19 protein-coding genes are annotated in these 22,930 nt (G+C 68.7%); 10 read left to right on the top strand and 9 right to left on the bottom strand.

The genetic code is table 11. The features are described from left to right. Positions 1-45 precede the first annotated feature (45 nt). From AB4Y91_RS07390 to AB4Y91_RS07360, 7 genes are all read left to right on the top strand, one after another. Complete coding sequence (locus AB4Y91_RS07390) at positions 46-2,073, top strand: helix-turn-helix transcriptional regulator (protein WP_441417788.1); 2,028 nt, start codon at positions 46-48, stop codon at positions 2,071-2,073. A 5-nt stretch (positions 2,074-2,078) separates the two neighbouring features. Continuing rightward, positions 2,079-2,477 carry a hypothetical protein gene (locus AB4Y91_RS07385; RefSeq protein WP_441417787.1) on the top strand — a complete coding sequence of 133 codons (399 nt, stop codon included), beginning with the start codon at positions 2,079-2,081 and terminating at the stop codon, positions 2,475-2,477. Positions 2,478-2,512: 35 nt separating this feature from the next. Then, a complete protein-coding gene (gene tatA, locus AB4Y91_RS07380) occupies positions 2,513-2,782 on the top strand; it encodes a Sec-independent protein translocase subunit TatA (protein WP_441417786.1) in 270 nt (89 codons plus the stop codon). A 48-nt stretch (positions 2,783-2,830) separates the two neighbouring features. Then, complete coding sequence (gene tatC / locus AB4Y91_RS07375) at positions 2,831-3,625, top strand: twin-arginine translocase subunit TatC (protein WP_441417884.1); 795 nt, start codon at positions 2,831-2,833, stop codon at positions 3,623-3,625. Positions 3,626-3,649: 24 nt separating this feature from the next. Further along, a complete protein-coding gene (locus AB4Y91_RS07370) occupies positions 3,650-6,550 on the top strand; it encodes a DEAD/DEAH box helicase (RefSeq protein ID WP_441417785.1) in 2,901 nt (966 codons plus the stop codon). A gap of 97 nt (positions 6,551-6,647) precedes the next feature. Further along, a complete protein-coding gene (locus AB4Y91_RS07365) occupies positions 6,648-8,321 on the top strand; it encodes an amidohydrolase (RefSeq protein WP_441417784.1) in 1,674 nt (557 codons plus the stop codon). A 193-nt stretch (positions 8,322-8,514) separates the two neighbouring features. Beyond that, a complete protein-coding gene (locus AB4Y91_RS07360; protein WP_441417783.1) occupies positions 8,515-9,252 on the top strand; it encodes a polyprenol monophosphomannose synthase in 738 nt (245 codons plus the stop codon). Positions 9,253-9,326: 74 nt separating this feature from the next. Here the strand turns inward: AB4Y91_RS07360 and AB4Y91_RS07355 are convergent, their stop codons facing one another. From AB4Y91_RS07355 to AB4Y91_RS07340, 4 genes are all read right to left on the bottom strand, one after another. After that, positions 9,327-9,674: an RNA polymerase-binding protein RbpA gene (locus AB4Y91_RS07355; RefSeq protein ID WP_026266329.1), complete on the bottom strand. Its 348-nt coding sequence runs from the start codon at positions 9,672-9,674 to the stop codon at positions 9,327-9,329. A 331-nt stretch (positions 9,675-10,005) separates the two neighbouring features. Further along, positions 10,006-10,977, bottom strand: coding sequence for an SPFH domain-containing protein (locus tag AB4Y91_RS07350; protein ID WP_441417782.1), 972 nt, complete (start codon positions 10,975-10,977; stop codon positions 10,006-10,008). A 124-nt stretch (positions 10,978-11,101) separates the two neighbouring features. Next, complete coding sequence (locus AB4Y91_RS07345) at positions 11,102-11,587, bottom strand: NfeD family protein (RefSeq protein ID WP_441417883.1); 486 nt, start codon at positions 11,585-11,587, stop codon at positions 11,102-11,104. Between the two features lie 124 nt (positions 11,588-11,711). Then, a complete protein-coding gene (locus tag AB4Y91_RS07340) occupies positions 11,712-12,581 on the bottom strand; it encodes a methyltransferase domain-containing protein (RefSeq protein WP_441417781.1) in 870 nt (289 codons plus the stop codon). 110 nt (positions 12,582-12,691) lie between these two features. Here AB4Y91_RS07340 and AB4Y91_RS07335 point away from each other — a divergent pair, with 110 nt between their 5' ends. Further along, a complete protein-coding gene (locus tag AB4Y91_RS07335) occupies positions 12,692-14,770 on the top strand; it encodes a prolyl oligopeptidase family serine peptidase (RefSeq protein WP_441417780.1) in 2,079 nt (692 codons plus the stop codon). Here AB4Y91_RS07335 and AB4Y91_RS07330 read toward each other — a convergent pair. Beyond that, positions 14,767-15,462, bottom strand: coding sequence for a peptide deformylase (locus AB4Y91_RS07330; protein WP_441417779.1), 696 nt, complete (start codon positions 15,460-15,462; stop codon positions 14,767-14,769). The two genes, AB4Y91_RS07335 and AB4Y91_RS07330, sit on opposite strands and share 4 nt — an antisense overlap. A gap of 9 nt (positions 15,463-15,471) precedes the next feature. Beyond that, positions 15,472-16,419, bottom strand: a complete 948-nt coding sequence (locus AB4Y91_RS07325) for a hypothetical protein (protein WP_441417778.1) — start codon at positions 16,417-16,419, stop codon at positions 15,472-15,474. Between the two features lie 66 nt (positions 16,420-16,485). On the opposite strand from AB4Y91_RS07325, the gene AB4Y91_RS07320 reads away from it, so the two are divergent. Then, the gene (locus AB4Y91_RS07320) at positions 16,486-16,887 is read left to right on the top strand and encodes a nuclear transport factor 2 family protein (protein ID WP_441417777.1); all 402 of its coding nucleotides are present in this window, start codon (positions 16,486-16,488) and stop codon (positions 16,885-16,887) included. A gap of 15 nt (positions 16,888-16,902) precedes the next feature. Here AB4Y91_RS07320 and AB4Y91_RS07315 read toward each other — a convergent pair whose 3' ends face one another. Genes AB4Y91_RS07315 through AB4Y91_RS07305 form a run of 3 tightly spaced genes read right to left on the bottom strand, consistent with a single transcriptional unit; the run spans position 16,903 to position 20,029 of the window. Continuing rightward, on the bottom strand, positions 16,903-18,054 hold the full coding sequence (locus tag AB4Y91_RS07315; protein ID WP_441417776.1) for an FAD-dependent oxidoreductase: 1,152 nt from the start codon (positions 18,052-18,054) through the stop codon (positions 16,903-16,905). Then, a complete protein-coding gene (locus AB4Y91_RS07310) occupies positions 18,051-18,767 on the bottom strand; it encodes a class I SAM-dependent methyltransferase (protein WP_441417775.1) in 717 nt (238 codons plus the stop codon). The genes AB4Y91_RS07315 and AB4Y91_RS07310 overlap by 4 nt, the downstream gene beginning before the upstream one ends. An 11-nt stretch (positions 18,768-18,778) precedes the next feature. Beyond that, positions 18,779-20,029 carry a type III polyketide synthase gene (locus AB4Y91_RS07305; RefSeq protein WP_441417774.1) on the bottom strand — a complete coding sequence of 417 codons (1,251 nt, stop codon included), beginning with the start codon at positions 20,027-20,029 and terminating at the stop codon, positions 18,779-18,781. Between the two features lie 161 nt (positions 20,030-20,190). Here AB4Y91_RS07305 and AB4Y91_RS07300 point away from each other — a divergent pair, with 161 nt between their 5' ends. Beyond that, the gene (locus tag AB4Y91_RS07300) at positions 20,191-22,599 is read left to right on the top strand and encodes an ATP-binding cassette domain-containing protein (protein ID WP_441417773.1); all 2,409 of its coding nucleotides are present in this window, start codon (positions 20,191-20,193) and stop codon (positions 22,597-22,599) included. The last annotated feature ends 331 nt before the right edge of the window (positions 22,600-22,930 follow it).

The following is a 22,930-nucleotide window of genomic DNA, read 5'->3' as shown; positions in this document are numbered from 1 at the left end:
GCGCTTTCGCCGTTTTCGGGGCGGACACTTTAGTACCCTTGCGGAGTGTCCGCCTCACGTACTGAACGCCTCCTGAACCTGCTCATCGCCCTGCTCAACACCCAATACGGGCTACGCCGCAGCGAGCTGCGCGAGAAGGTCTATCACGACACCACCAGCTCCGAGGCGGCCTTCGGCCGGATGTTCGAACGGGACAAAGGCGAGCTGCGCCAGTTCGGCTTCGACGTCGAGACCGTGACGGACAAGGGCTGGGGCTCCGATGACCCGGCGACCACGCGGTACCGGATCGGCAAGGAATCCAACCGGCTGCCGGACGTCAGCCTGACCCCCGCAGAGTGCACCGTGCTGATCCTCGCCGCGCAGCTTTGGGAACAGGCTGCCCTGGGCTCCGCCGCGCGCGACGCCGTGCGCAAACTGCAGGCCGCCGGCGGCCTGCCGGACGCCGAACTTCCCCCGGGGGTCCAGCCCCGCATCCGCCCTGCCGGGCAGGCGTTCGAGGACCTCGTCGCCGCCGTCCACACCCAGCACCCCGTGAGCTTCAACTATCTGGCCGGCAGCACCGGACAGGAGGAGACCCGCACCGTCGAGCCCTGGGGCCTCGGCAGCCGCTTCGGGCAGTGGTACCTCGTTGGCCACGACCGCGCCCGCGGGGACAAACGGTTCTACCGGCTGTCGCGGTTCACCTCCGCCGTCACCGTGCTGGACCAGGAGTCCTTCACCCCGCCGTCGTCCTTCAACGTCCGCCAACAACTTGCCGCGCTGCCCGAACTGCCCGTGCGGCACGCCCTCGTCGACGTCGCCGACGGCGCGCTGCTGGGGCTTCGCAAGCATGCCGGACCCGCCGCCGGCACCGAGGGTGACATCACCGATGCCGTCGCGGCAGCGCCTCGCCCCGGTTTCGACCGCCTCAAGGTGCCATACCGGGACATTGAGACGCTCGCCGAGGAACTCGCCTCCTACGGCCCGAAGGCCGTCGTCGTCGCGCCGCCCGAGCTGCACACCGCCGTGCGCCGGCGACTGGCGGCAGCCGCAGCCTTCGCTGCGGCGCCGGTCCCGCCGATCGAATTCCCGCGTTTGGCTCCGGCCAAACGGAGCCGGAAACGCACGTCCGAGGACCAGCTCAAGCGGATGCTCCAGCTGGTCCCGTTCCTGGTACACAACCAGGGCCTGCACATCAGCGAAGTTGCCGACCGGTTCGGCATCACCCGCAAGGAACTCGAGGACGACCTGCGGATCCTGATCTGCTCCGGCCTGCCCGAGGGCTACCCGGACGATCTGTTGGACATCCAGTGGGACGACGACCACGTCTACATCATCGAGGACCTCGACCTTAAGCGGCCGGTGCGTTTCACCGTGGACGAGGCCTGCGCGCTGCTCACCGGCCTCGAAGCGCTCAACGGCCTGCCCGGACTCGCCGAGGGCGGCACCCTGGAGTCCGTGACGCTCAAGCTCATGGCCGCGGCCGGCGAGGAGGGGCTGAAGGCGGCGGCCGTGTCCGGTCCCGAGGTGGCGCCGGAGGATTCCGGCACCCTCGAAACGGCACGCAACGCCATCCGCACCGGCGCGCAGTTGCGGCTGAGCTATCTCTCCCCGCAACGCGATGCCGTCACCGAACGCGACATCGACCCGCAGCGGCTCTACTCAATGGACAGCACCTGGTACCTCGAGGCGTACTGCCATTCCGCGCAGGGCCTGCGGAACTTCCGGCTGGACCGGATCCAAAGCCTGGAACCCAACGGACGCCCGGTGTCCTCGGCCGCCAACCCGGCAGGCGGGTTCCCGGTCAAGCTGTTCACGCCCAACGACGATGACGCCGTGGTGGTGGTCGAGCTGACCAGGCAGGGCGCCGGGCTCGCGGATGACTACTACGCCGAACGGACCGCCGCGCTTGCGGACGGCCACGTCCTGGCCGAAATCCGCTTCGGCAGTGCCGGCTGGCTGCCGATGTTCGTGGCCCAGCACGGCGGCGCCGTCCGCATCCTGCAGCCTCCTGCGCTGGCCGCGGCCGCCCGGGAATGGCTCGACGCCGCCCTCGCCCGATACGAGGACCACCCCGCACGCCAGCTAGACTGATCAGCATGCCTTGGTGGTCCTGGATCGTAATCTGGATAGCGCTCGTCGCGCTGTCGCTGCTGTTCTTTGGCGTGCTCGGCGTCCGGCTCTTCCGGCAGTTCATGGCCACGGTCAAGGAACTCGGTGAGGCGGGGGAGCGCTTCTCCACGTTCGCTTCCTCCCCGCTTACCTCCGGTTCAGCCGCTGTTCATGTGGGTGCCGTAGGCTCGAACGGCGACGACGCGGGGAACGGAGCCGGCCCGTACGCGGAGCCCGGGGCAGCCGTTTTTGCCCCGCCCGCGTTGATGCGACATGATTACCATGCATCCAAAATCGCGCGTCAGGAAGCCCGGCGGTTGCGCCGGATCCGGCGCAAAGCGGAGCGAGGCCAGCCCCAGGCGCTGCGCGACATCGATCTGCGTTAGACATAGGATGTACTCAAACGAAAGGACCACCCAGCATGAGGCTTGAAGGCTGGCATCTCATCATCATCATCGTCCTGGCCCTGGTGCTTTTCGCTGCACCGAAGCTGCCCGGAATGGCCCGCAGCCTGGGCCAGTCGATGCGGATTTTCAAATCCGAGGTCCGCGAAATGAAAAAGGACGGCACGCCGGAGGCCAAGGCTGACTCCGACGCCGTCGAAGGCAAAGTCGTGAACCACCCCCGGTCCGCCGGCACCGAGAGCCGCCCGGGCGAGGGAACCGACGTTCCGCCGCCGAACCGCGCCTAGAACCACATGGCAGTAACCATGAGCCGCCGATCGAACCCCGAAGGCCGGATGGCCCTCCTCGATCACCTCAAAGAGCTGCGGAACCGGCTCTTTAAGTCGGCGATCGCCGTCGTCCTCGGGACCGTCGTCGGATTCCTCGTCTACCAGCCCATGCTGGCGGCGCTGATCAAGCCGATCCGCGACCTGAACGAACATGAAGGCCGGCAGGCGTCGCTGAACTTCGACGGCGTGGCGAGCTCCTTTGACCTGATGATCCAGGTGTCCGTGTTCCTGGGCCTGATCGTCGCCAGCCCGGTCTGGCTCTACCAGCTCTGGGCGTTCATTGTCCCCGGGCTGCACAAGAAGGAACGGCGCCTGGCGCTCTCCTTCGTCGCCGCCGCCGTGCCGCTCTTCGTCGGAGGCGTCCTGCTCGCCTGGCTGGTGCTCCCCAACGCGGTGCGGGTGCTGACCGACTTCACCCCCTCCGGCGGCTCCAACTTCATCAGCGCCCAGGTCTACCTGTCCTTCGTGCTGCGCCTGTTGCTCGCCTTCGGCATTGCCTTCCTGCTGCCGGTGGTGCTGTTCGGGCTCAACCTGGCCGGGCTGATCAAAGGCCAGCAGCTGCTCAAGAGCTGGCGGATCACCGTGTTCCTGGTCTGCCTCTTCGCTGCCATGGCCGCCCCCGGCGCCGACGCGATGAGCATGTTCTACCTTGCCGTGCCCATGCTGGTGCTGTTCTTCACCGCCATCGGGCTGTGCCTGCTCAACGACCGCCGGCGGGAGAAGCGGGCGGCCAAGGTGGCCGCCGAGACCGAAGCCACCGCGGACCAGGCGACTCCCAGCTCCGAGCTGGAGAATCTCTAGCCGTCCGCCCACTAGGCTGGAAGCATGTCCTCACTACCCGGGCCGGAGTCGCCGTCCGAGCGTTACCGTGCCAGCGCCGAGCGGGCCGCAGAAGCCAAGACCTATCTGGGCGGTTTCACCCGTTCGCTCGCGTTCGACCTCGATCCCTTCCAGCGCGAGGCGTGCCTGTCCCTGCAAGCGGGCCGGGGCGTGCTGGTGGCCGCCCCGACCGGGGCCGGAAAGACGATTGTCGGGGAGTTCGCCATTTACCTGGCGCTCCAGCGCGGCCTGAAAGCCTTCTACACGACGCCGATCAAGGCGCTGAGCAACCAGAAGTACACCGAGCTGGCCGAGAAGTACGGCGCGGCGCAGGTGGGCCTGCTGACCGGTGACACCAGCATCAACGGCGAAGCCCCGGTAGTGGTGATGACCACCGAGGTGCTCCGCAACATGCTCTATGCCGGCTCGGAGACCCTGGATGACCTCGGCTTCGTGGTGATGGACGAGGTGCACTACCTCGCCGACCGGTTCCGCGGCGCCGTCTGGGAGGAAGTCATCATCCACCTGCCCAGCGAGGTGCAGGTGGCCTCGCTCAGCGCCACGGTCTCCAACGCCGAGGAGTTCGGCGCCTGGCTGGACACCGTCCGCGGCCAGACAGACGTGATCGTCTCCGAGCACCGTCCCGTACCGCTGTGGCAGCACGTCATGGTGGGACGCAAGATCGTGGACCTGTTCGCCGGCGACACCAGCTTCGACGAAATTGCGCCCGCCGGTGAGGACAATGTGGCCGCTACCGCGGATACCGCAGGCTCCAGCGCCGCGATCACCGAACGCGCCGGCTACGAGGTCAACCCGGAACTGCTGTCGATGGCCCGGGCCGAGAGCCAGATGAACTTCCGCGGCCGCTTCGGGCACGGCGGCCGCAACCAGCGCCGCCAGCAGCGCGGCCAGCGGGAGGCGGCCCCGCAGGGCGGCCCGCGCAGCCCGGTCCGGAAGGCCAGCCGCCCGCAGGTCATCGCCAGCCTGGACCGGATGGACCTCCTGCCGGCCATCACCTTCATCTTCTCGCGCGCCGGCTGCGATGCCGCCGTGGCGCAGTGCGTCTCCGCCGGGCTCTGGCTGACCACCGAGAAGGAACAGCTCATCATCGCCCAGCGGGTCGACGAAGCGGCCCAGGACATCCCCTCCGACGATCTGGACGTCCTGGGCTTCTGGAGCTGGCGGGACGGGCTGCTGCGTGGCCTGGCCGCGCACCATGCCGGCATGTTGCCGACCTTCAAGGAGGTCGTCGAGAAGCTGTTCGTGGACGGACTGGTCAAGGCGGTGTTCGCTACCGAGACCCTCGCGCTGGGCGTCAACATGCCCGCGCGCTGCGTGGTGCTGGAGAAGCTGGACAAGTTCAACGGCGAAGCGCACGTGAACATCACGGCGGGGGAGTACACCCAGCTGACCGGCCGGGCGGGCCGCCGCGGGATCGACGTCGAGGGGCACGCCGTCGTGCTCTGGCAGCCGGGCACCGATCCGGCAGCCGTCGCGGGTCTCGCCTCCCGCCGGACCTACCCGCTGAACTCCAGCTTCCGTCCCACCTACAACATGTCCATTAACCTCGTGGCCCAGTTCGGCCGGCCGCGCGCCCGCGAAATCCTTGAGTCCTCCTTCGCCCAGTTCCAAGCGGACCGCTCCGTGGTCGGACTGGCCAAGCAGGTCCGCAGCCGGGAGGAATCCCTGGCCGGGTTCAGCAAGGCAATGAGCTGCCATCTGGGCGACTTCACCGAGTACTCCAGACTGCGCCGGGCCCTGTCGGACGCCGAAAACGCAGCTTCCAAAGGCACGTCACGGGCCCGGAAGTCGCTCACCGAAGACTCCCTGAGCCGGCTGCTGCCCGGCGACGTCGTCGATGTGCCGTCGGGCCGGGCCCCCGGCCTCGCCGTCGTGCTCAGCTCGGACCACCACTCCCGCGAGCCGCGGCCGGCGGTTATGACCCTGGACAACCAGCTTCGCCGGATCGGCCTTCACGATGTGGAAGGACCGCTGGCCCCGATCACGCGGGTCAGGATTCCCAAGTCCTTCAACGCCAAAGTGCCGAAGTCGCGGCGCGACCTGGCCTCATCGGTCCGCAACGCCATCCGGGAGAGCCGTCCGCCGGCACCGCCGAACCGGAACGAGGACTTCGGCCGTGCCGCCGCCTTGCCGAACATGGAGAAGAAGATCGCGGAACTGCGCCGCGAGCTCCGGGCCCACCCCTGCCACGGCTGCAGCGAACGCGAAGACCACGCCCGCTGGTCCGAGCGCTGGTGGAAGCTCCGGCAGGAAACCGACGGCCTGATCCGCCAAATCCAGGGCCGCACCAACACCATCGCCAAGACCTTCGACCGGGTCTGCGGAGTCCTCTCCGGCTACGGCTACCTGGAAACCTCCGACTCGGGCACGCTTTCCATCAGCCCTGACGGGCAGCGGCTGCGCCGGATCTACGGGGAAAAGGACCTGCTGATCTCCCAGTCGCTGCGGATGGGCGCCTTCAGCGACCTCGACGCCGCGGAAATCGCGGCACTGGCCAGCGTTCTGGTCTACCAGGCCAAGCGCGAGGACCGCGGTCTGCGGCCCAAGATGCCCAGCGTCTCGCTGGAGTCCGCCGTCGACACCGTGGTGCGCGAGTGGTCCGCCCTGGAGGACGTGGAGGAGGCCAACAAGCTGCCACTGACGGGGGAGCCCGAGCTCGGCCTGGTCTGGCCGATCTTCAAGTGGGCCAAGGGCCGGCACCTCCAGGAGGTGCTCAGCGGCACGGACCTCGCCGCCGGCGACTTCGTCCGCTGGGTGAAACAGGTCATCGACCTGCTGGACCAGCTCGCCAAGATTCCCGGACTGGACCCGCGCGTCGCACGGCTGTGCGGCGACGCGATCACCCTGGTCAAACGCGGCGTCGTCGCTTACTCGGCCGTCGTGTGACCGGACCCTAGCGGCCCTCCGCCCCTGCCTTTCCTCCACCATGCCCCGATGCCGCAGGCCCGGCACACCGGCCCCCAGCTACAAGGAGTTCCACACCATGACCGCTTCACCGTCCGAGGCTTCCAAGGAACAGCGCAAGGTGACGCTGTACCGCAACGGTTCCGTCTACACCGCGGCTGATCCCTTCGCTACGGCCATGCTGGTCGACGGTGACACCGTGGCCTGGGTTGGCTCTGAACAGGCCGCCACGTCCATCGCGGACTCCTCCATGGAGGTCATCGACCTCCAGGGCGCGCTCCTTGCCCCCGGCTTCGTGGACTCCCACGTGCACCTGACGGAGACCGGCATCGCCCTGGACTCGCTCCAGCTCGGCGGGGTCCGCTCCGCAGCCGAATTGCTTGACGCCGTCGCCGGCGCCGCCGTCTCCGCTTCCGGCGCGGGCGGCACGGTGCTGGGGCACGGCTGGGACGAAACGCTCTGGGCCGACCCGGTCCTGCCCAGCCGCGAAGAACTGGACCGCGCCGCCGGCGGCCGGCCGGTATACCTGTCGCGGGTGGACGTGCACTCGGCCCTTGTCTCCGCTTCCCTGGCCGCCACGTCCGGCCTTGAGAGCCTCGACGGCTACGCCGCCGACGGGCAGGTCAAACGGGCCGCCCACACCGCCGCGCGGCGCGCCGCCCGGAACCTGCCCGCCGGTGCCCTGCGCCGCTACCAGGAGGCCGCGCTGGCGGAGGCGGCCGCCAACGGCTATGTCGCTCTCGCCGAAATGGCGGCACCGCACATCGGCAGCATCGAGGACCTGCAGCTCGCGGCCGGCTGGAACGCCGCCGACCGGCCAGGACACGCCGTTCCGGAGATCCTGCCCTATTGGGGCCAGCTTGCCGGTTCCGCCGAACAGGCCCGGTCCATCCTGGACAGCCTTGGCGTTTCTGTCCTGGGCCTGGCCGGCGACCTGAACATGGACGGTTCCATCGGTTCACGGACCGCCGCGCTCCGCGGCGACTACAGCGACGCGCCGGGGGAGCGGGGCACCCGCTACCTCTCGGTCGATGAGGCCGCCGCGCACCTCGCGGCCTGCTCGGTGCTCGGGATCCAGGCAGGCTTCCATGTGATCGGCGACGCCGGGCTCGACGCCGCGCTGGACGCCCTGGACCAGGCCGCCGCCGAAGTCGGGGAACAGCGCGTCCGTGCCGCCGGCCACCGCCTGGAGCACGTCGAAATCGCCGACGCGGACGCCATCCAACGGCTGGCCAAGTACTCGGTGACCGTCAGCGCGCAGCCCGTCTTTGATGCCCTCTGGGGCGGCGGGGAGAGCCTCTACGCCCAGCGGCTTGGCGCCCGCCACGCCGCCATGAACCCCTTTGGCTCGTTCTACTCCGCCGGCGTGCCGGTGTGCTTCGGCAGCGACAGCCCGGTCACGCCGCTGCGGCCCTGGTCCAGCGTCCGCGCCTGCCTCGAACACCACAACGCCGACGAGCGGATTTCCGCCCGCGCAGCCTTCCTCGGCCACACCCGGGCCGGCTGGCGGGCGGCCCGGTACCGGAACCCGATGGCGGGCCAGCTTGTCCCCGGCGCTCCGGCGAGTTTCGCGGTCTGGGAAGTCGAAGAACTCATGGTGCAGGTGGCCGACGGCCGGGTCCAGTCCTGGAGCACGGACCCGCGCGCCCGGACACCGTTGCTCCCGGCACTGGACACCGGCACCGACCCGGTCTGCTTGCAGACCGTTCGGGACGGCGTCGAACTCTTCTCCAACGGCTCACTCGGACGCTAAGCGCCCTGCCGGGCCGGACCACGCCGGCATGCCCGGGCGGTCCACACCGGGCGGTCCGCGCCGGACCACGCCTGCCGGGCCGGCCGCCCGGCCTCGGCGTGCTGACTGACTATAATGGGGAGCTGTGCCTGTCGTCGGCTAACTGCCGACAGTCCCGGCCCTCCGACCGCTCCCTCCAAGGAAAGGCCCCGCTGTGCGTGTCCTCACGATCATCCCGACCTACAACGAGCTGGAATCGTTGCCCAAGACCCTCGGGCGTCTCCGCACCGCTGTGCCGGCCTCCGACGTCCTGGTGGTTGACGACAACAGCCCCGACGGCACGGGCCAGCTGGCGGATCGAATCGCGGCTGAGGATGGCCAGGTCCACGTCCTGCACCGGGAGGGCAAGGCCGGACTCGGCGCGGCATACATCGCCGGCTTCAAGTGGGGCCTCGACGCCGGCTACGACATCCTTGTCGAGATGGACGCCGACGGTTCGCACAAGCCGGAGCAGCTGCCCCAGCTGATAGAAGCAGTCGAGCAGGGTGCAGACCTGGCCATGGGTTCCCGCTGGGTACCGGGCGGCAGCGTCGTGAACTGGCCGCTGTACCGGCAGGCCATCTCCCGCGTTGGCAGCACCTACGCCCGCATCATGCTGGGCGTCAAGATCAAGGACGTCACCGGGGGCTTCCGTGCCTTCCGCCGGAGCACGCTGGAGAAGCTCAACCTCGACTCCGTGGACTCGGTGGGCTACGGCTTCCAGGTGGACCTCGCCTGGCGTGTGGCCAAGCTGGGCCTGAACATCGTGGAGCGTCCCATCACCTTCGTCGAGCGCGAACTGGGCGCGTCGAAGATGAGCGGCAACATCGTGGTCGAAGCCATGATCAACGTCACCAAGTGGGGCCTCACCGCCCGCTGGAACACGCTAAGCCGCAAGCTCGGCCGCAAATAGACTCAGACGCGCAAAAGGCCGGGCCGGCCCCTCAACGAGGTGCCGGCCCGGCCTTTTGTGCGTGGGCGCGGTTGCTAGGCCGAGCGGCGTTCGCCGCGGCGTTCGCGCAGGATGGTGAGCCGGTCTTCGAGGATCTGCTCCAGCTCGGGCAGGGAGCGGCGTTCCAGCAGCATGTCCCAGTGCGTGCGGACGGCCTTCTCGTTGCTGTTCACGGGGCGTTCGCCGTCGACCAGCAGGGCCTCCTTGCCGGTCTTCGAAACCCAGACCGGGGGGATCTCCGCTTCGGAGGAGAAGGTCACGAACACCTGCTCGCCGTCCTCGCAGCGGTACTCGACCCGCTGGCGCGGAGCCGGTTCGACGCCGGATTCGGTCTCCATGCTCTGTGCGCCAAGGCGCATACCCCGCAGGCTGCGATCGCTCATCTTTTCTCCCTTTTGATCGGTTCGCAGGGCCGGGCCCTGCGCTAGCCGGGGGCCACTGGGACCTCGCCGGACTACTTGTTGCGTGGCGTTCCCCACTGCAGGAATCGTCAGTAGATATAACGCCGCGCGAAGCGTAATTGTTCCGGCAGGCTGAACCGTCCGGACAAATACTCAAGTATACGCGGGAGCGGCACCTCAGGTAAAGCCGCTCCCGCGTCGGGTGAAGCGACCGAGAGCAGCTGCGGGAAAAGCGGCAGGGACAAGCGGCAGGAAAAAGGGAGACACCCGCCCGAGCGGGTGCCTCCCTGTAACTACGGTTGAAGCGCCCCTACTAGGCCTCCGGCGCGGAACCCGCGGCCGTCGTCGGCTCCGTCGACGTTGCGGCAGAGGCAGCAGCGGTCCCGAACGGCCCGTCCGAGCGCGGGTCGGGGTTGGTGCCGCCAAGGGCGCTGCCGATCCCCTTGAGCGCCTCGCCCACCTCGCTGGGGATGATCCACAGCTTGTTGGAACTTCCCTCGGCGAGCTTCGGCAGCGTCTGCAGGTACTGGTAGGCCAGGAGCTTCTGGTCCGGGTTGCCCTTGTGGATGGCGTCGAAGACCTTCTGGATGGCCTGCGCCTCGCCGTCGGCCCGCAGAATGGCTGCCTGGGCATCGCCTTCCGCCTTCAGGATCGAGGACTGGCGCTGGCCCTCGGCGGTAAGAATGGCGGACTGCTTGGTGCCTTCGGCCGTCAGGATGGCGGCACGGCGGTCCCGCTCGGCGCGCATCTGCTTCTCCATCGAGTCCTGGATGGAGTGGGGCGGATCAATCGCCTTGAGCTCCACCCGGGAGACCCGGATGCCCCAGCGTCCGGTCGCTTCGTCCAGGACGCCGCGCAACTGGCCGTTGATCTGGTCGCGCGAGGTCAGCGCCTCTTCAAGGTTCAGCCCGCCGACCACGTTGCGCAGTGTGGTGGTGGTGAGCTGCTCGACGGCCTGGATGTAGTTGGCAATCTCGTAGGTAGCGGCCCGCGCGTCGGTCACTTGGAAGTAGACGACGGTGTCGATGGACACCACGAGGTTGTCCTCGGTGATCACCGGCTGCGGCGGGAAGGACACCACCTGTTCGCGCAGGTCGAGGAGGGGCAGGAGCCGGTCAACGAAGGGAATCAGGATGGTGAGGCCCGGGTTCAATGTCCGCTGGTACTTGCCCAGGCGTTCCACGACGCCGGCGCGCGCTTGCGGGACAATCCGCACCGAGCGCACCAGCACGATTATTACGAACGCAACGAGTACCAGCAGCACTATTGCGACTGCGATATCCATACATCACCTTTTCCCCAGTTATGTGGTTTTGCTGTGCGCGGCAGTCCGGCTGCCGCTGATCCTGCGGCCGGTGGCGGCAACAGGAAGATTGTGCCCCGAGAGGCGGCTCAGAACGGTCGCAGCCTTACAGCGCCTCCGGTTCCGGCGACGGGTTCGGTTGCGGCTCAGGCTGCGGGTCGACGACGGCGGTGGCACCGTCAATGGACCTGACGACGGCGTGCTGCCCGGGAGTCAGCACGCCGGACTCCGAGCGGGCGCTCCAGATGTCGCCGCCGATCTTGACCAGGCCGCCGTTGGCGCTCACGGGTTCCATGACGAGCGCGGATTCGCCGATCAGGCGTTCGACGTTGCTCCGCTGGTCGGCCGGGCTGCTGCGAAGGTGCTTGAGCGCCACCGGCCGCACGAATCCGATCATGAGCAGTGAGACGACGCTGAAGACAACGATCTGGAGCCAGAAGTCCGCGCCGGCGAAGGCGGCGACCAGCCCGGCCAGGGCACCGCCGCCGAGCATGATGAAGAACAGATCGAGGGTGAGCATCTCCACCACGGCAAACACCAGGAAGACCGTGAGCCACAACGCCCACCAGTTTTCGGCCAGCCAGTCGAACATCATTCCCCCTTAGCCACGCAGCCGGGCCTGCAGGCACAGGCCCTCCCTAACGTGGTCCATCCTAAGCCGGACGGCAAGGACGCGGGCAGGGTGCCAGGACCAGCCCGGGAACGTGGCCAAGTCGTTATCGTTCAGCGGCCTGTTGCGGAGACTGCAACGGTTCGAAAACGCCGATCCGGAAGCGGGCGGACACTGCTGTGCGGGCAGGCAGTCCTGCCACCCTGGCGGCCAGGGAGGCAGGGTCCAGGTGGTGCCCGGCGGGCCCCATCAGGGCGAGGTTGGCGACGTCGGCGGGCGCCAGGCGCAGGTCCAGGTCCAGGTCCCGCCCTTCGTGCGCGTGGAAGTGCCCGGCGAGTGTCGCCGCGAGGCGTTCCTCCTTGGCCGGCTCGATTCCCAGCATGCCGGTCTGTCCGGCGATCTCGGCCAGGTGCCCGGGCCGGGGAGTCACCACGATCAGTCGGCCGCCGGGCCGGAGCACCCGGGCAAACTCAGCCGCGTTGCGCGGCGCGAAGACCACGGTGACGACGTCGACGGCGTCGTCCGCCACAGGGAGCGGCTGCCACACGTCGCCGACGAGGTTGACCGCCTCCGGGTTCAGCCGGGCCGCCCGGCGAAGCGCGAATTTTGAGATGTCGATGCCGATGGCCGCAGCCGCCACACGGTCCAGCAGGGCGCGAAGGTAGTGCCCGGTGCCGGTCCCGGAGTCCAGCACCGCGGACCCGGCTTCGGCGAGGAACGGGGCGGCAAGTCCGGCGACCGCCTCGGCCAGGGGACGGTAGTGGCCGGCGGACAGGAAGTCGAAGCGGGCCGCGACCATCGCCGCGGAGTCCGCTTCGAAGACGGTGCCCTTGCCGGTCAGGAAGTTGAAGTATCCCTGCTTGGCGGCGTCGAAGCTGTGCCCGGCGGCGCAGATCAGGGAGCGCCCACCGCTGCCTGCCGTGAACGGCCTCCGGCACACGGGGCACACGAGGGCGGCGAGGGAAGCGGCGGGCATAAAGTCAATCGTAGGGCCGGCACGCTCCGGCGGCCGCCCTGAACTCCCGGCGGCGCCGCGCGGATGTGAGGTATTTCACCTCACGGACGCCAGCGGTTAGGCTCGCACTCGTGAAATCCGAACATCTTCCCCTGCTCAAGTCCGTTTCGGCTCCCGCGGTGCACCCTGACGGCTCCCGTGCCGTCGTGGCCGTGGTCCGCCCCGATTTCGACGCCGACGCCTACGTGGGCCAGTTGTGGAACGTGCCGGTGGATCCGGCACTGCGACCGCGCCGGCTGACCCGCGGCTTCCGTGACACGGCACCCGATTTTTCCCCGGACGGGCAGGTGCTGGGGTTCCTCCGCGCCGAAGCCGGCGGCAAACCGCAGCTGCACGTGGTGGAGGCCTCGGGCGGCGAGCCCGTGGTGCTGACGGATGCGCCGCTGGGCGTCAGCGCCTTCACCTGGTCCCCGGATTCGCGCAGCATCGTTTTCAGCGCCAGGACGCCCGAGGACGGCCGCTACGGCACGGTCGACGGTGTCTCGGCCGGCGGCGAGGATGCCCGGCTGATCACGGACTACCAGTACCGGATGAATGGCGTCGGCTACACGGCGGATAAACCCCTGCAGCTCTTCGTCATCCCGGTCCCGGACCTGGACGAGGAACCGAGGGTGGCCCCGGCCGGCCGGGCACTCAAGGCCGCCAAGGCCGCAGAAGAAGGCACGGCTGCCGCGGGCCTGCCGGAGGCGCGTCAGCTCACCACAGCCGCGACGGACCACAACAGTGCCACCTTCAGCACCGACGGCGAAGCCGTGTACTTCACCGCCGCCCTGCACGATGGCAGCGACGAGGACCTGGTGAGCGGCATTTACCGGATTCCGGCTGATCCCCAAGCCGGGGGAGAGTGCCCCGAGTCCGTGCCCCTGGGCGACACCGGACGGCTGTCCGTCACCGCCGTCCGGCAAAGCCGGGACGGCCGGTGGCTGTACTTCTCGGCGCAGGACCTCGGCGCCGAGGGCAAGGACTTCGTGGCCCGCAACACGGCGCTCTACGTCCTGCCGGCCGGCGGCGGGGACGCTGTCCTGCTGAGCGATCCGGAGACCACGGATCTGAGCGGCGGCGGGATTGAGCTGCGCGGCGCAGAGGGCGCCTTGGTCCTGAATAACGCACGCGGCACCGTACAACTGTTGGAGTTCGGCCCCACCGGGCAACGCTGCGTACTGCTCGATGGCGAGCGCGTGGTTAGCGGCGCTGCCGAGGGCGGAGGAACGCTGGTCCTGAGCTTCGCCGATGCGGAAACGGCCGGAGACGTGGCAGTCCTCGAGAGCGGCGGCCGACTCCGGGTCGTGAGCGACTTCTCGGCGCCGCTGCGCGATGAAGCCCGGATCATCGCCCCGCAGGAACTCACCTTCGCGTCCGGGGACGGCTATCCGGTGCACGGCTGGCTGGTCCGGCCAGCGGGCGACGGACCGCACCCGGTGCTGCTCAACATCCACGGCGGCCCGTTCGCCCAGTTCACCGGTGCGCTCTTCGATGAGGCCCAGGTCTACGCGGCGGCCGGGTACGCCGTCCTGATGTGCAATCCGCGCGGCTCGGCCGGCTACGGCCAGGCCCACGGACGCTCCATCAAGGAGCGCATGGGCACCGTCGACATGCAGGACGTCCTGGCCTTCCTGGACGGGGCGCTGCAGAAGTTCGAGGAACTCGACGCCGCGGCCCTCGGCATCATGGGCGGATCCTACGGCGGCTATTTGACGGCCTGGACCATCAGCCACGACCACCGCTTCAAGGCCTCCATTGTGGAGCGCGGCTTCCTCGATCCGGTGAGCTTCACGGGATCCTCGGACATCGGCTGGTTCTTCGGCGGCGAGTACACCGGCCGCACGGCGGAACAGATGACGGCGCAAAGCCCGATGGCCCGGGTGGAGCAGGTGCGCACTCCCACCCTGGTCATCCACAGCGAGGAGGACCTGCGCTGCCCGGTGGAGCAGGGCCAGCGCTACTTCACTGCCCTCAAGCAGCAAGGCGTGGAGGCTGCCTTCCTGGTCTTCCCGGGCGAGAACCACGAACTGTCCCGGTCCGGAACACCGCATCACCGCTGGCAGCGCTTCGAGCAGATCCTGCAGTGGTGGTCACGGCATCTTCCGACCGCGGCCAATCCGGCGTCGGCGCGCGGCGCAGGCAACGCGGCAGGAAGCTCGGGAAGCTAACCGGCCGGCTCGTCCGGCAGGAACCCCAGTTCCTGCCGGGCGTGTTCGATGTCCGGCTGGGCCCAGCGGGCGGCGTATTCGGCGTTGCTGCTCAGGGAGCGCAGCTCGGCCCGGTCCAGGTAGATGATCCCGTGCAGGTGGTCGGTCTCGTGCTGGACAATGCGGGCCTGCCACCCGGTGAAGTCCCGCTGTTGCGCTGTGCCGTCCACCGCGGTGAAGTCCAACCGCACCGATTCAGGCCGCAGCACTGCCGCCTGCAGGCCGTTGAGGGACAGGCAGCCCTCGTAGAAGGCCTTCTTGGCCGAGCCCAGCGGCACGTAGCTCGGGTTGAGCATGGCAAAGAACGGCAGGGGCTCCCGCCCCCGGGCCGCGGCTACCTCCGGGTCGACGTCGAACCGGTCCTCCAGGACGGCTATCTGCAGGGGGATTCCCAACTGCGGTGCGGCGAGCCCGACGCCCGGTGCTTTGTGCATGACCCTGCGCATCAGATCGATCAGCCGGCTGAGTTCGGCGTCGTCCAGCTGGCCGGTGAAGGGCACCGCCTGCTGCCGGAGCACCGGGTGGCCCACCTGGACGATGGGCGGAAGCACGCCTGCGTTCAGGATCTCCTCAACAGTCTCCTGGATGCTCTCGGTGCTGATCTCGGCGGTGGGGGCGATGGTGTTTGCGTCGTTCGTCGTGTCTGAAGACATGGGAACAGACTACTGGCGACCGCACCTTGAGGTGACGAAATCGTAAATGCGTCCCCGCAGTTGTGACCCGGCGTCGATCTTCAGGGTTCCCCGACGTCCGCCGACGGTGACCTGCACCGGAATCAGCGTCCCCACCTTGTCCTCCGCCACGGCGTGCGGGTCGCACCGGGCCGGGCGGATGCCGAGCCGCACTTCGTGCACCGGCCCGGCCGCATCCACCCGGAGGCCGCTGGGCCAGGGCGCACTCGTGTCTTCCTCCAGCAAGGTGGTCCCGCCGATGCTGTCGATCGTAAGGGTCCCGCCGCCACCGGCTGCCGCCGGGTTTCGCGGGGTGATGACCAGGTGCAGGACGGCAGCTCGGGCATCTGCGGACACCTCGAGGCTGGGGCTGAGCCGGAAGCCGGCCACCGCGGCGGCGGCCTGGGCAACGCACATTTCGGCGTTGTTCCGAGGCAGGACTCCGAAAGGATCGGCCGCTGGTGCGGTGAGCGTCTTTTCCGGTATTCCGGCGGCGGCCGCCACCCGGACCTCGACGACTGCGCCCGGCTCTACAGGTTTTGAACCGGACGGCGCGGCCTGGCTGGATCGCGGCGCAGGATCGGGGCAGGCGGCGGCCGGCAACCGGGCCGGCAGGCTCTTTGTCTGGCCGGGCGGCAGCTCCGTCCCCGCTGCCGCCGAGGTCCAGTGGATTCCGTCAGCAAAAAGCGGACTCCGCAGACCGGCTGCGAGCACGGTGACCGCCTCGCCGGTGGTGTTGGTCAGCTGGATCTCTACGATCCGCTTGCTGTAGTTGTCGCGGAACTGGCTGATCTCCGCGGTCAGCGGTCCGCTTCCGGAAGCCGCCGGCGTCGCTCCGCTTCCGGTTGCTGCCGGGCCCGTGCCCGGACTGCACGATGCCGCCGCCAGGACGACCAGCACTGCGGCGGACCACCGGAGCGTCGGGGGAAGGCTACCCATGCGGTCAGTCTAGGCCGCGGCACCGCGGCCGGCACGCCTGGGGCGCAGTTCGGCTAGTCTCGGTCCATGACACCGATACCCCTGGACTGCGTGCTCGGCCTGCTCCGGGCCATCGAAGCCGGCGGCGGCGCGGAGGCGCTCGGCCCCTTCCTGGCCGAAGACTACGTCCTGACCGAGGCACCCCACCTGCTCGCTCCCGGGGGGTCCACCCGCAACCGGGACCAGGTCCTCGACGGTGCCGAGCACAGCGGCGAAATCGTTTCCGGGCAGCGCTTCGAAGTCCAGCGCAGCACGTGCGAGGGAGGCCGGGTGGTCCTGGAGGCCGAGTGGTCCGCGACGGTGCTGATGGATCTACCGCATTGGGACAAGGGCGACGAAATCCGGGCCCGGACCGCCTCGGTGTTCGAGGTGCGCGACGGCCGGATCATCAGCCAGCACAGCTACGACTGCTACTACACGCCGCACTGAGGGCTCCCGCCCCGGCTACTGCATGGTGAACCGGCGGGCCACGAAGCTGTTGACGGCCGGGACGGCCGCCGCGGCGGCCAAGACACTGTTGCGTGCGGTCAGCGGGCCTTCGCGGAGCGGCCGGCCCAGCGCCATGTTGATCTCCGACTGCCGCGCCGCTCTGGCGGCCTGGCGCATCCGCTGCCGTTCGAACGCCGGCAGGCCGTTGCGGTTGCCAGCCATGAGCTCCGGCACGAGGGGTGCCAGCGCCAGGGCGTCGAGCCAGCCCAGGCTCATGCCCTGACCTCCAATCGGGCTGATCTCGTGTGCCGCGTCCCCGATCAGAATGCAGCGGCCAACCACCAGTCGGCGGGCCAGTCGGGAACGCACGCCGAAGCCGCTGAGCATGCTGTTGCTGCCGGGGTCGACGCCGACGCCGGTCCGTCGCCGGACCTCCCGTGCCAGCCAAGCGGCGTCGGCCGAGCTCCCTGCCGGAGCCCCGGCCGGACCGAGGCGAACCACCCAGCGGCGCAGCTTCCCCGGCAGCGGGAACGACTCGACGATCCCGCCGCTGGCCAGGAACAGCGCCGCATCCGGACCAAGTCCGGTGCCGTCGGCGAAGTCGCCCATGAGGTAGCGGTCCGGGTAGTCCCGGCGCCGCAGGGGCACGCCGAGCGCAGCCCGGGCCGCGGAGCGGACCCCGTCCGCGGCGATCACGAGGGGAGCCGCGAATCTCACCGACCGTCCGCCCAGGCAGGCCTGTACCGTGACCTGCCGGCCGTCGTCGTGCAGCCCCTCCACCCGCATGCCCCGGCGCAGCGCGTCCGGGTCGAGCTCCTGCAGCCGCCCCTCCAGCACCGCCTCGGTGCGACCCTGCGGCAGGGAGAGCACGAACGGGAACAGCTCGGACACCCGGGCGAAGGACATTTCGGCCAGCATGGTGCCGCGGTTGAGGGCAATGCCGCGCCGGATCGGGACGCCTCGGCGGACGAGCTCCTGATCCACGCCGACGTGCCGCAGGGCATCGAGTGCCGGCGGATGGATGCCAATGGCCCGCGAGTGCGGTTCCGGCCCGGTCCGCTGTTCGAGCACCGCGACCCGCAGCCCCCGCTGCAGCAGCAAGGCAGCCATGAACAGCCCCACCGGACCGCCGCCGATGATCACGACGTCCGTCGCGGCGTCGGTCATGGTCCCGCCCCGGCACTCCGCCCCCGCGCCCTGTCCAGGATCAGCAGGTTGCGGAACGGGGCGCGGGCCACCACGGCCCAGCCCGGGGGAGCCGCAGCGCGCAGTTCCGCCGAGGTGTAGCTGCGCCGGATCGACGTCAGGCCGTCCTGCCGGATGTAGGAGCCCCGGAACGGCAAGGCGCCCGCATAGAACAGCGAATAGGCGGCCGGGCTGCGGCGGAGGTCGTTGTGGATCACCGTCCCGGCACTCAGTGCGGCCGATTCGGCAAGGAAGCCAGCCAGCGCGCCGGCGTCCAGGTGGTGCAGCACATGGTTGGAGACGACGACGTCGTAGCGCTCACCTTCGCCGAGCAGTTCCGCCGCTGTCTGCCGCCGGAACGTCACGCCGCCCCGGGTGCGCCGGGCGGCCGCAAACGCAGCGGCCCGTGGGTCCGGATCGATCGCAGTGATCTCCAGTCGCAGCCCGTCCCGGGCCGCCCAGCGGGACAACAGCACCGGGACGTCGCCGCCGCCGCAACCGATGTCCAGCAACGTGGTGGCCGACTCCGCGGAGAGCAGCGGCTTGATCTGCTGCCGGTAGATGCCCCTCCAGCCGGACACAGCGCGGTTCACCAGGGCGAACTGGGCGTAGGTCCGTTCCAGCCTGGCAGGATCGCAGTCGGGCCGGTCCATCTCCTCAACGGCATCCAGGGCACGCGTGCGCAGCAGCACCATGGCGCCGGTGCTCAGGCCAGGGCCGATGCCGGCCGGGGCACGCCGGGGCGCTGCAGGTCGGCCTCACCGCTGGCCGCCCGTGGTGCCGTGATCTTGGTGAAGAGCGCGGTCTCCACCGTCAGGCCCGGGCCGAATGCCATCGAGCAGATGCGTTCCCCGCCCTCGTCGTCGGCTGCCAGCGCACCGCCGGTGTCGGCGCCGTCGGTGCCAGCGCCGGGCGCGGGAAGGTCGAGGATGTGCCGGATCACGAAGAGCACGGTGGCGCTGCTCATGTTGCCGTAGTTCCGCAGCGTTTCGCGCGCCGGGATCAGCTGTTCGTCGCTGAGCTCCAGCCTGGACTGCACCTTGTCCAGGATGCTGCGGCCGCCGGGATGGATGGCCCAGTGCCGGATGTCGCGGTAGGGGAGTCCGAGGAGCGAGGCATCCCGGGACAGGAGCGGTTCGAGGGCGCCGATGATGTGGTCGTCGATGATGTGCGGGACGTAGGTGCCGAGGACCATTTCGAAGCCTTCGTCGCCGATGTTCCACGCCATCGCTTCCTCGCCCACCGGGGTCAGGACCGTTTCGAAGTGGTCCAGGGTCAGCAGGGCCGGCTGGTCCGGGATGTCGCGGGCACTGATGATGGCGGCCGCCGCGCCGTCGGCAAACAGCGCGGATCCCATAATCGTGTCCGGGTCGTTGGAGGTCCGGACGTGGAGGGAACAAAGTTCGGCGCAGACCACCAGCACCACGGCCTCCGGGTCCGCGTCGCAAAACGATTTGGCCGCGCGCAGTGCCGGGAAGGCGGCGTAGCAGCCCATGAAGCCGAGGTGGTAGCGCTGGACCGAGGGGTTCAGCCCGAGCGCACGGACAATCTTGTAGTCGGGGCCGGGGTTGAAGAAGCCGGTGCAGGACACTGTGACGAGGTGGGTGATCTCGCGGGCTTCGATGCCCTGGCAGGCCGCCAGCGCCTTGTCCGCCGCCTCGATGAAGAGCTTGCTGGCTTCGGCCGCGAAGATGTCGTTCCTGACTTTGGTGCTGGGGCTCAGCAGCAGGCCGGTGGCGGGGTCGAAGAACTGCGGATTCTCCGACCGGCTGCCGGTGGTGAGCTCCCCGACTGCGGTGTAGCGGGTGTCGATGGCGGCGGAGTCGAAGCAGGTGCTCACCAGCCGGGAGCCGAGCCGGCTGAGCCCCGGCTGGGCGGCAAACACGTCGCGGGCCTCGGACTGAATCAATACGGTGGGCGGGACAGCAGTTTCCAGGGACCTCAGGTAGACCGTCATGGTTCATTCTCAGTGAGGGCGGCGGATAAGACAATGCATGCCGGGGGCGTGCGGCCAGCGCGGCGGAGGATAACCCCATCGTCTGTTCTAAGCTGTTCACATCGAGCGAGGCGACGCCGTCGGATGCGCGGGGGCGGCCAGGCCGAACAGAGGGAGACACGATGAGCATGGCGACCAACACGAACGCGGACACGGAGACGGACCCGCGGCTGGCGCCGCACGTCGCCGACACCCACGACCTCATCCGTGTGCAGGGCGCCCGGGAGAACAACCTCAAGGACATCAGCGTTGAAATTCCGAAGCGCCGGTTGACCGTGTTCACCGGTGTTTCCGGCTCGGGTAAGAGCTCGCTGGTGTTCGCCACGATCGCCGCCGAGTCGCAACGGATGATCAACGAAACGTACAGCGCCTTTGTGCAGGGCTTCATGCCCAACCTGGCGCGGCCCGACGTCGACCTGATGGAGGGGCTGACGACGGCGATTATCGTCGACCAGGAACGGATGGGCGCGAACCCGCGCTCCACCGTCGGCACCGCCACCGACGCCAACGCCATGCTCCGCATCCTCTTCAGCCGGCTCGGGACACCGCACGTGGGGCCTCCCACGGCGTTCTCCTTCAACGTCCCGACGAGGAAGGCCAGCGGGGTGATGAGCACCGAAAAAGCCGGGGGGAGGGTTGAGAAGAGTGTGGTGCACGGCGCCGTCTACCTGGGCGGCATGTGCCCGCGGTGCGAGGGGATGGGCTCGGTCTCCGACTTCGACCTCACGGCGCTCTATGACGAGACCAAGTCGCTGGCCGAGGGCGCGCTGACGATCCCCGGGTACAGCATGGACGGCTGGTACGGCCGCATCTTCAGCGGCGCCGGTTTCGACATGGACAAGCCGATCGCGAAATACACCAAGAAGGAAATGAACGACCTGCTCTACAAGGAGCCGACCAAGATCAAGGTCGAGGGCATCAACCTCACCTATGAGGGCCTGATCCCGAAGATCCAAAAATCGATGCTTTCCAAGGATGTCGAGGCGATGCAGCCGCACGTCCGGGCCTTCGTCGAGCGTGCCATTACCTTCCAGGCCTGCCCGGAGTGCAACGGCACCCGGCTCAGCAAGGAGGCACGGTCCTCGAAGATCCGGGGGAAGAACATCGCCGAATTGTGCGAGATGCAGATCAGTGACCTGGCCGTGTGGGTCCGCGAGCTCGACGAGCCCTCGGTCGAGCCGCTCCTTAAGGGCCTGCGGCACCTGCTCGATTCGTTTGCGGAAATCGGGCTGGGCTACCTTTCGCTGGATCGGCCGGCGGGGACTTTGTCCGGGGGAGAGGCCCAGCGGACCAAGATGATCCGGCACCTGGGGTCCTCGCTGACCGACATCACGTACGTCTTCGACGAGCCGACGATCGGCCTGCACCCGCATGACATCGAGCGGATGAACCAGCTACTGCTGCAGCTCCGTGACAAGGGCAACACCGTGCTCGTCGTCGAGCACAAGCCGGAGACGATCGCGATCGCCGACCACGTCGTTGACCTCGGTCCCGGGGCGGGCACCGGGGGCGGCAGTGTCTGCTTCGAAGGAAGTGTGGAGGGCCTGCGGCGCAGTGACACCATCACCGGCCACCACCTCGACGACCGGGCGACGGTCAAGGATGCGGCGCGTACTCCGTCAGGCTCGCTTGAGGTGCGCGGCGCGTCGACGAACAACCTCCGGGACGTCGACGTCGACCTCCCGCTCGGGGTGCTTTGCGTGCTCACGGGGGTCGCCGGATCCGGCAAAAGCTCGCTGATCCAGGGCTCGGTGGCCGGCCGGGACGGCGTGGTGCTGATCGACCAGAGCGCCATCAAGGGTTCACGGCGCAGCAACCCTGCGACGTACACGGGCCTGCTTGAACCGATCCGCAAGGCGTTCGCAAAGGCCAACGGCGTGAAGCCGGCGCTGTTCAGCTCCAACTCCGAAGGCGCCTGCCCCACCTGCAACGGCGCGGGCGTGATCTTCACGGAGCTTGGCGTTATGGCCACTGTCGAGTCCACCTGCGAGGACTGCGAGGGCCGCAGGTTCCTGGCATCAGTGCTGGAATACAAGCTGGCCGGCCGCAACATCGCTGAAGTCCTGGCGATGTCGATGACCGAGGCGGAGCTGTTCTTTGGCGACGGCGAGGCCCGCACGCCGGCGGCGCACAAGATCCTCGACCGGCTCGTGGACGTCGGACTCGGCTACCTCAGCCTCGGCCAGCCGCTCACCACCCTGTCCGGCGGCGAACGGCAGCGGCTCAAGCTGGCCACCCAGATGGCGGAGAAGGGGGACGTCTACGTCCTCGACGAACCGACAACGGGCCTGCACCTGGCCGACGTCGCGAACCTGCTCGGGCTGCTGGACCGGCTGGTCGATTCCGGCAAGTCGGTGATCGTCATCGAGCACCACCAGGCGGTCATGGCACACGCCGACTGGATCATCGACCTGGGCCCCGGCGCCGGACACGACGGCGGCCGGATCGTCTTCGAGGGCACGCCCGCCGAGCTGGTTGCCGCGAAGTCCACGTTGACCGGGGAACATCTGGCGGCCTACGTCGGAGAGTGAGCGCGGGCTCTGCCTGGGTCATTTAAGCGCGGCATGGATACTCGATGAGATCCGGATCTTACCTATATGTGAAAATCAAACATTGCAGAGGGTTTTCGATTTCTTTATGTCGGGTTTATGCTAATGCATTAGCAATTGATAATTTATCAAATAGTCCGGGGGAGTAGCCCCCTGAAGTCACTCCAGCCTGTTTGCCGGCACGTTCTTCTGACATGGATGTCTCCGCGGCCGGCACCCTGCTTTCACCTGGCTTCCCGGCGCTCCCTGGCTTTCAACTAGTCCGGTGTCCGGCTGAGGGCTGTGGCGAACTGCCGCCCAAGCCGCGTGGCCG

The sequence above is a fragment of the Arthrobacter sp. YAF16 genome (genome assembly GCF_052113385.1).
GTDB lineage: Bacteria > Actinomycetota > Actinomycetes > Actinomycetales > Micrococcaceae > Arthrobacter.
Note: the sequence above shows the minus strand (reverse complement) of the source record. Positions and strands in the feature narration are given on the sequence as shown.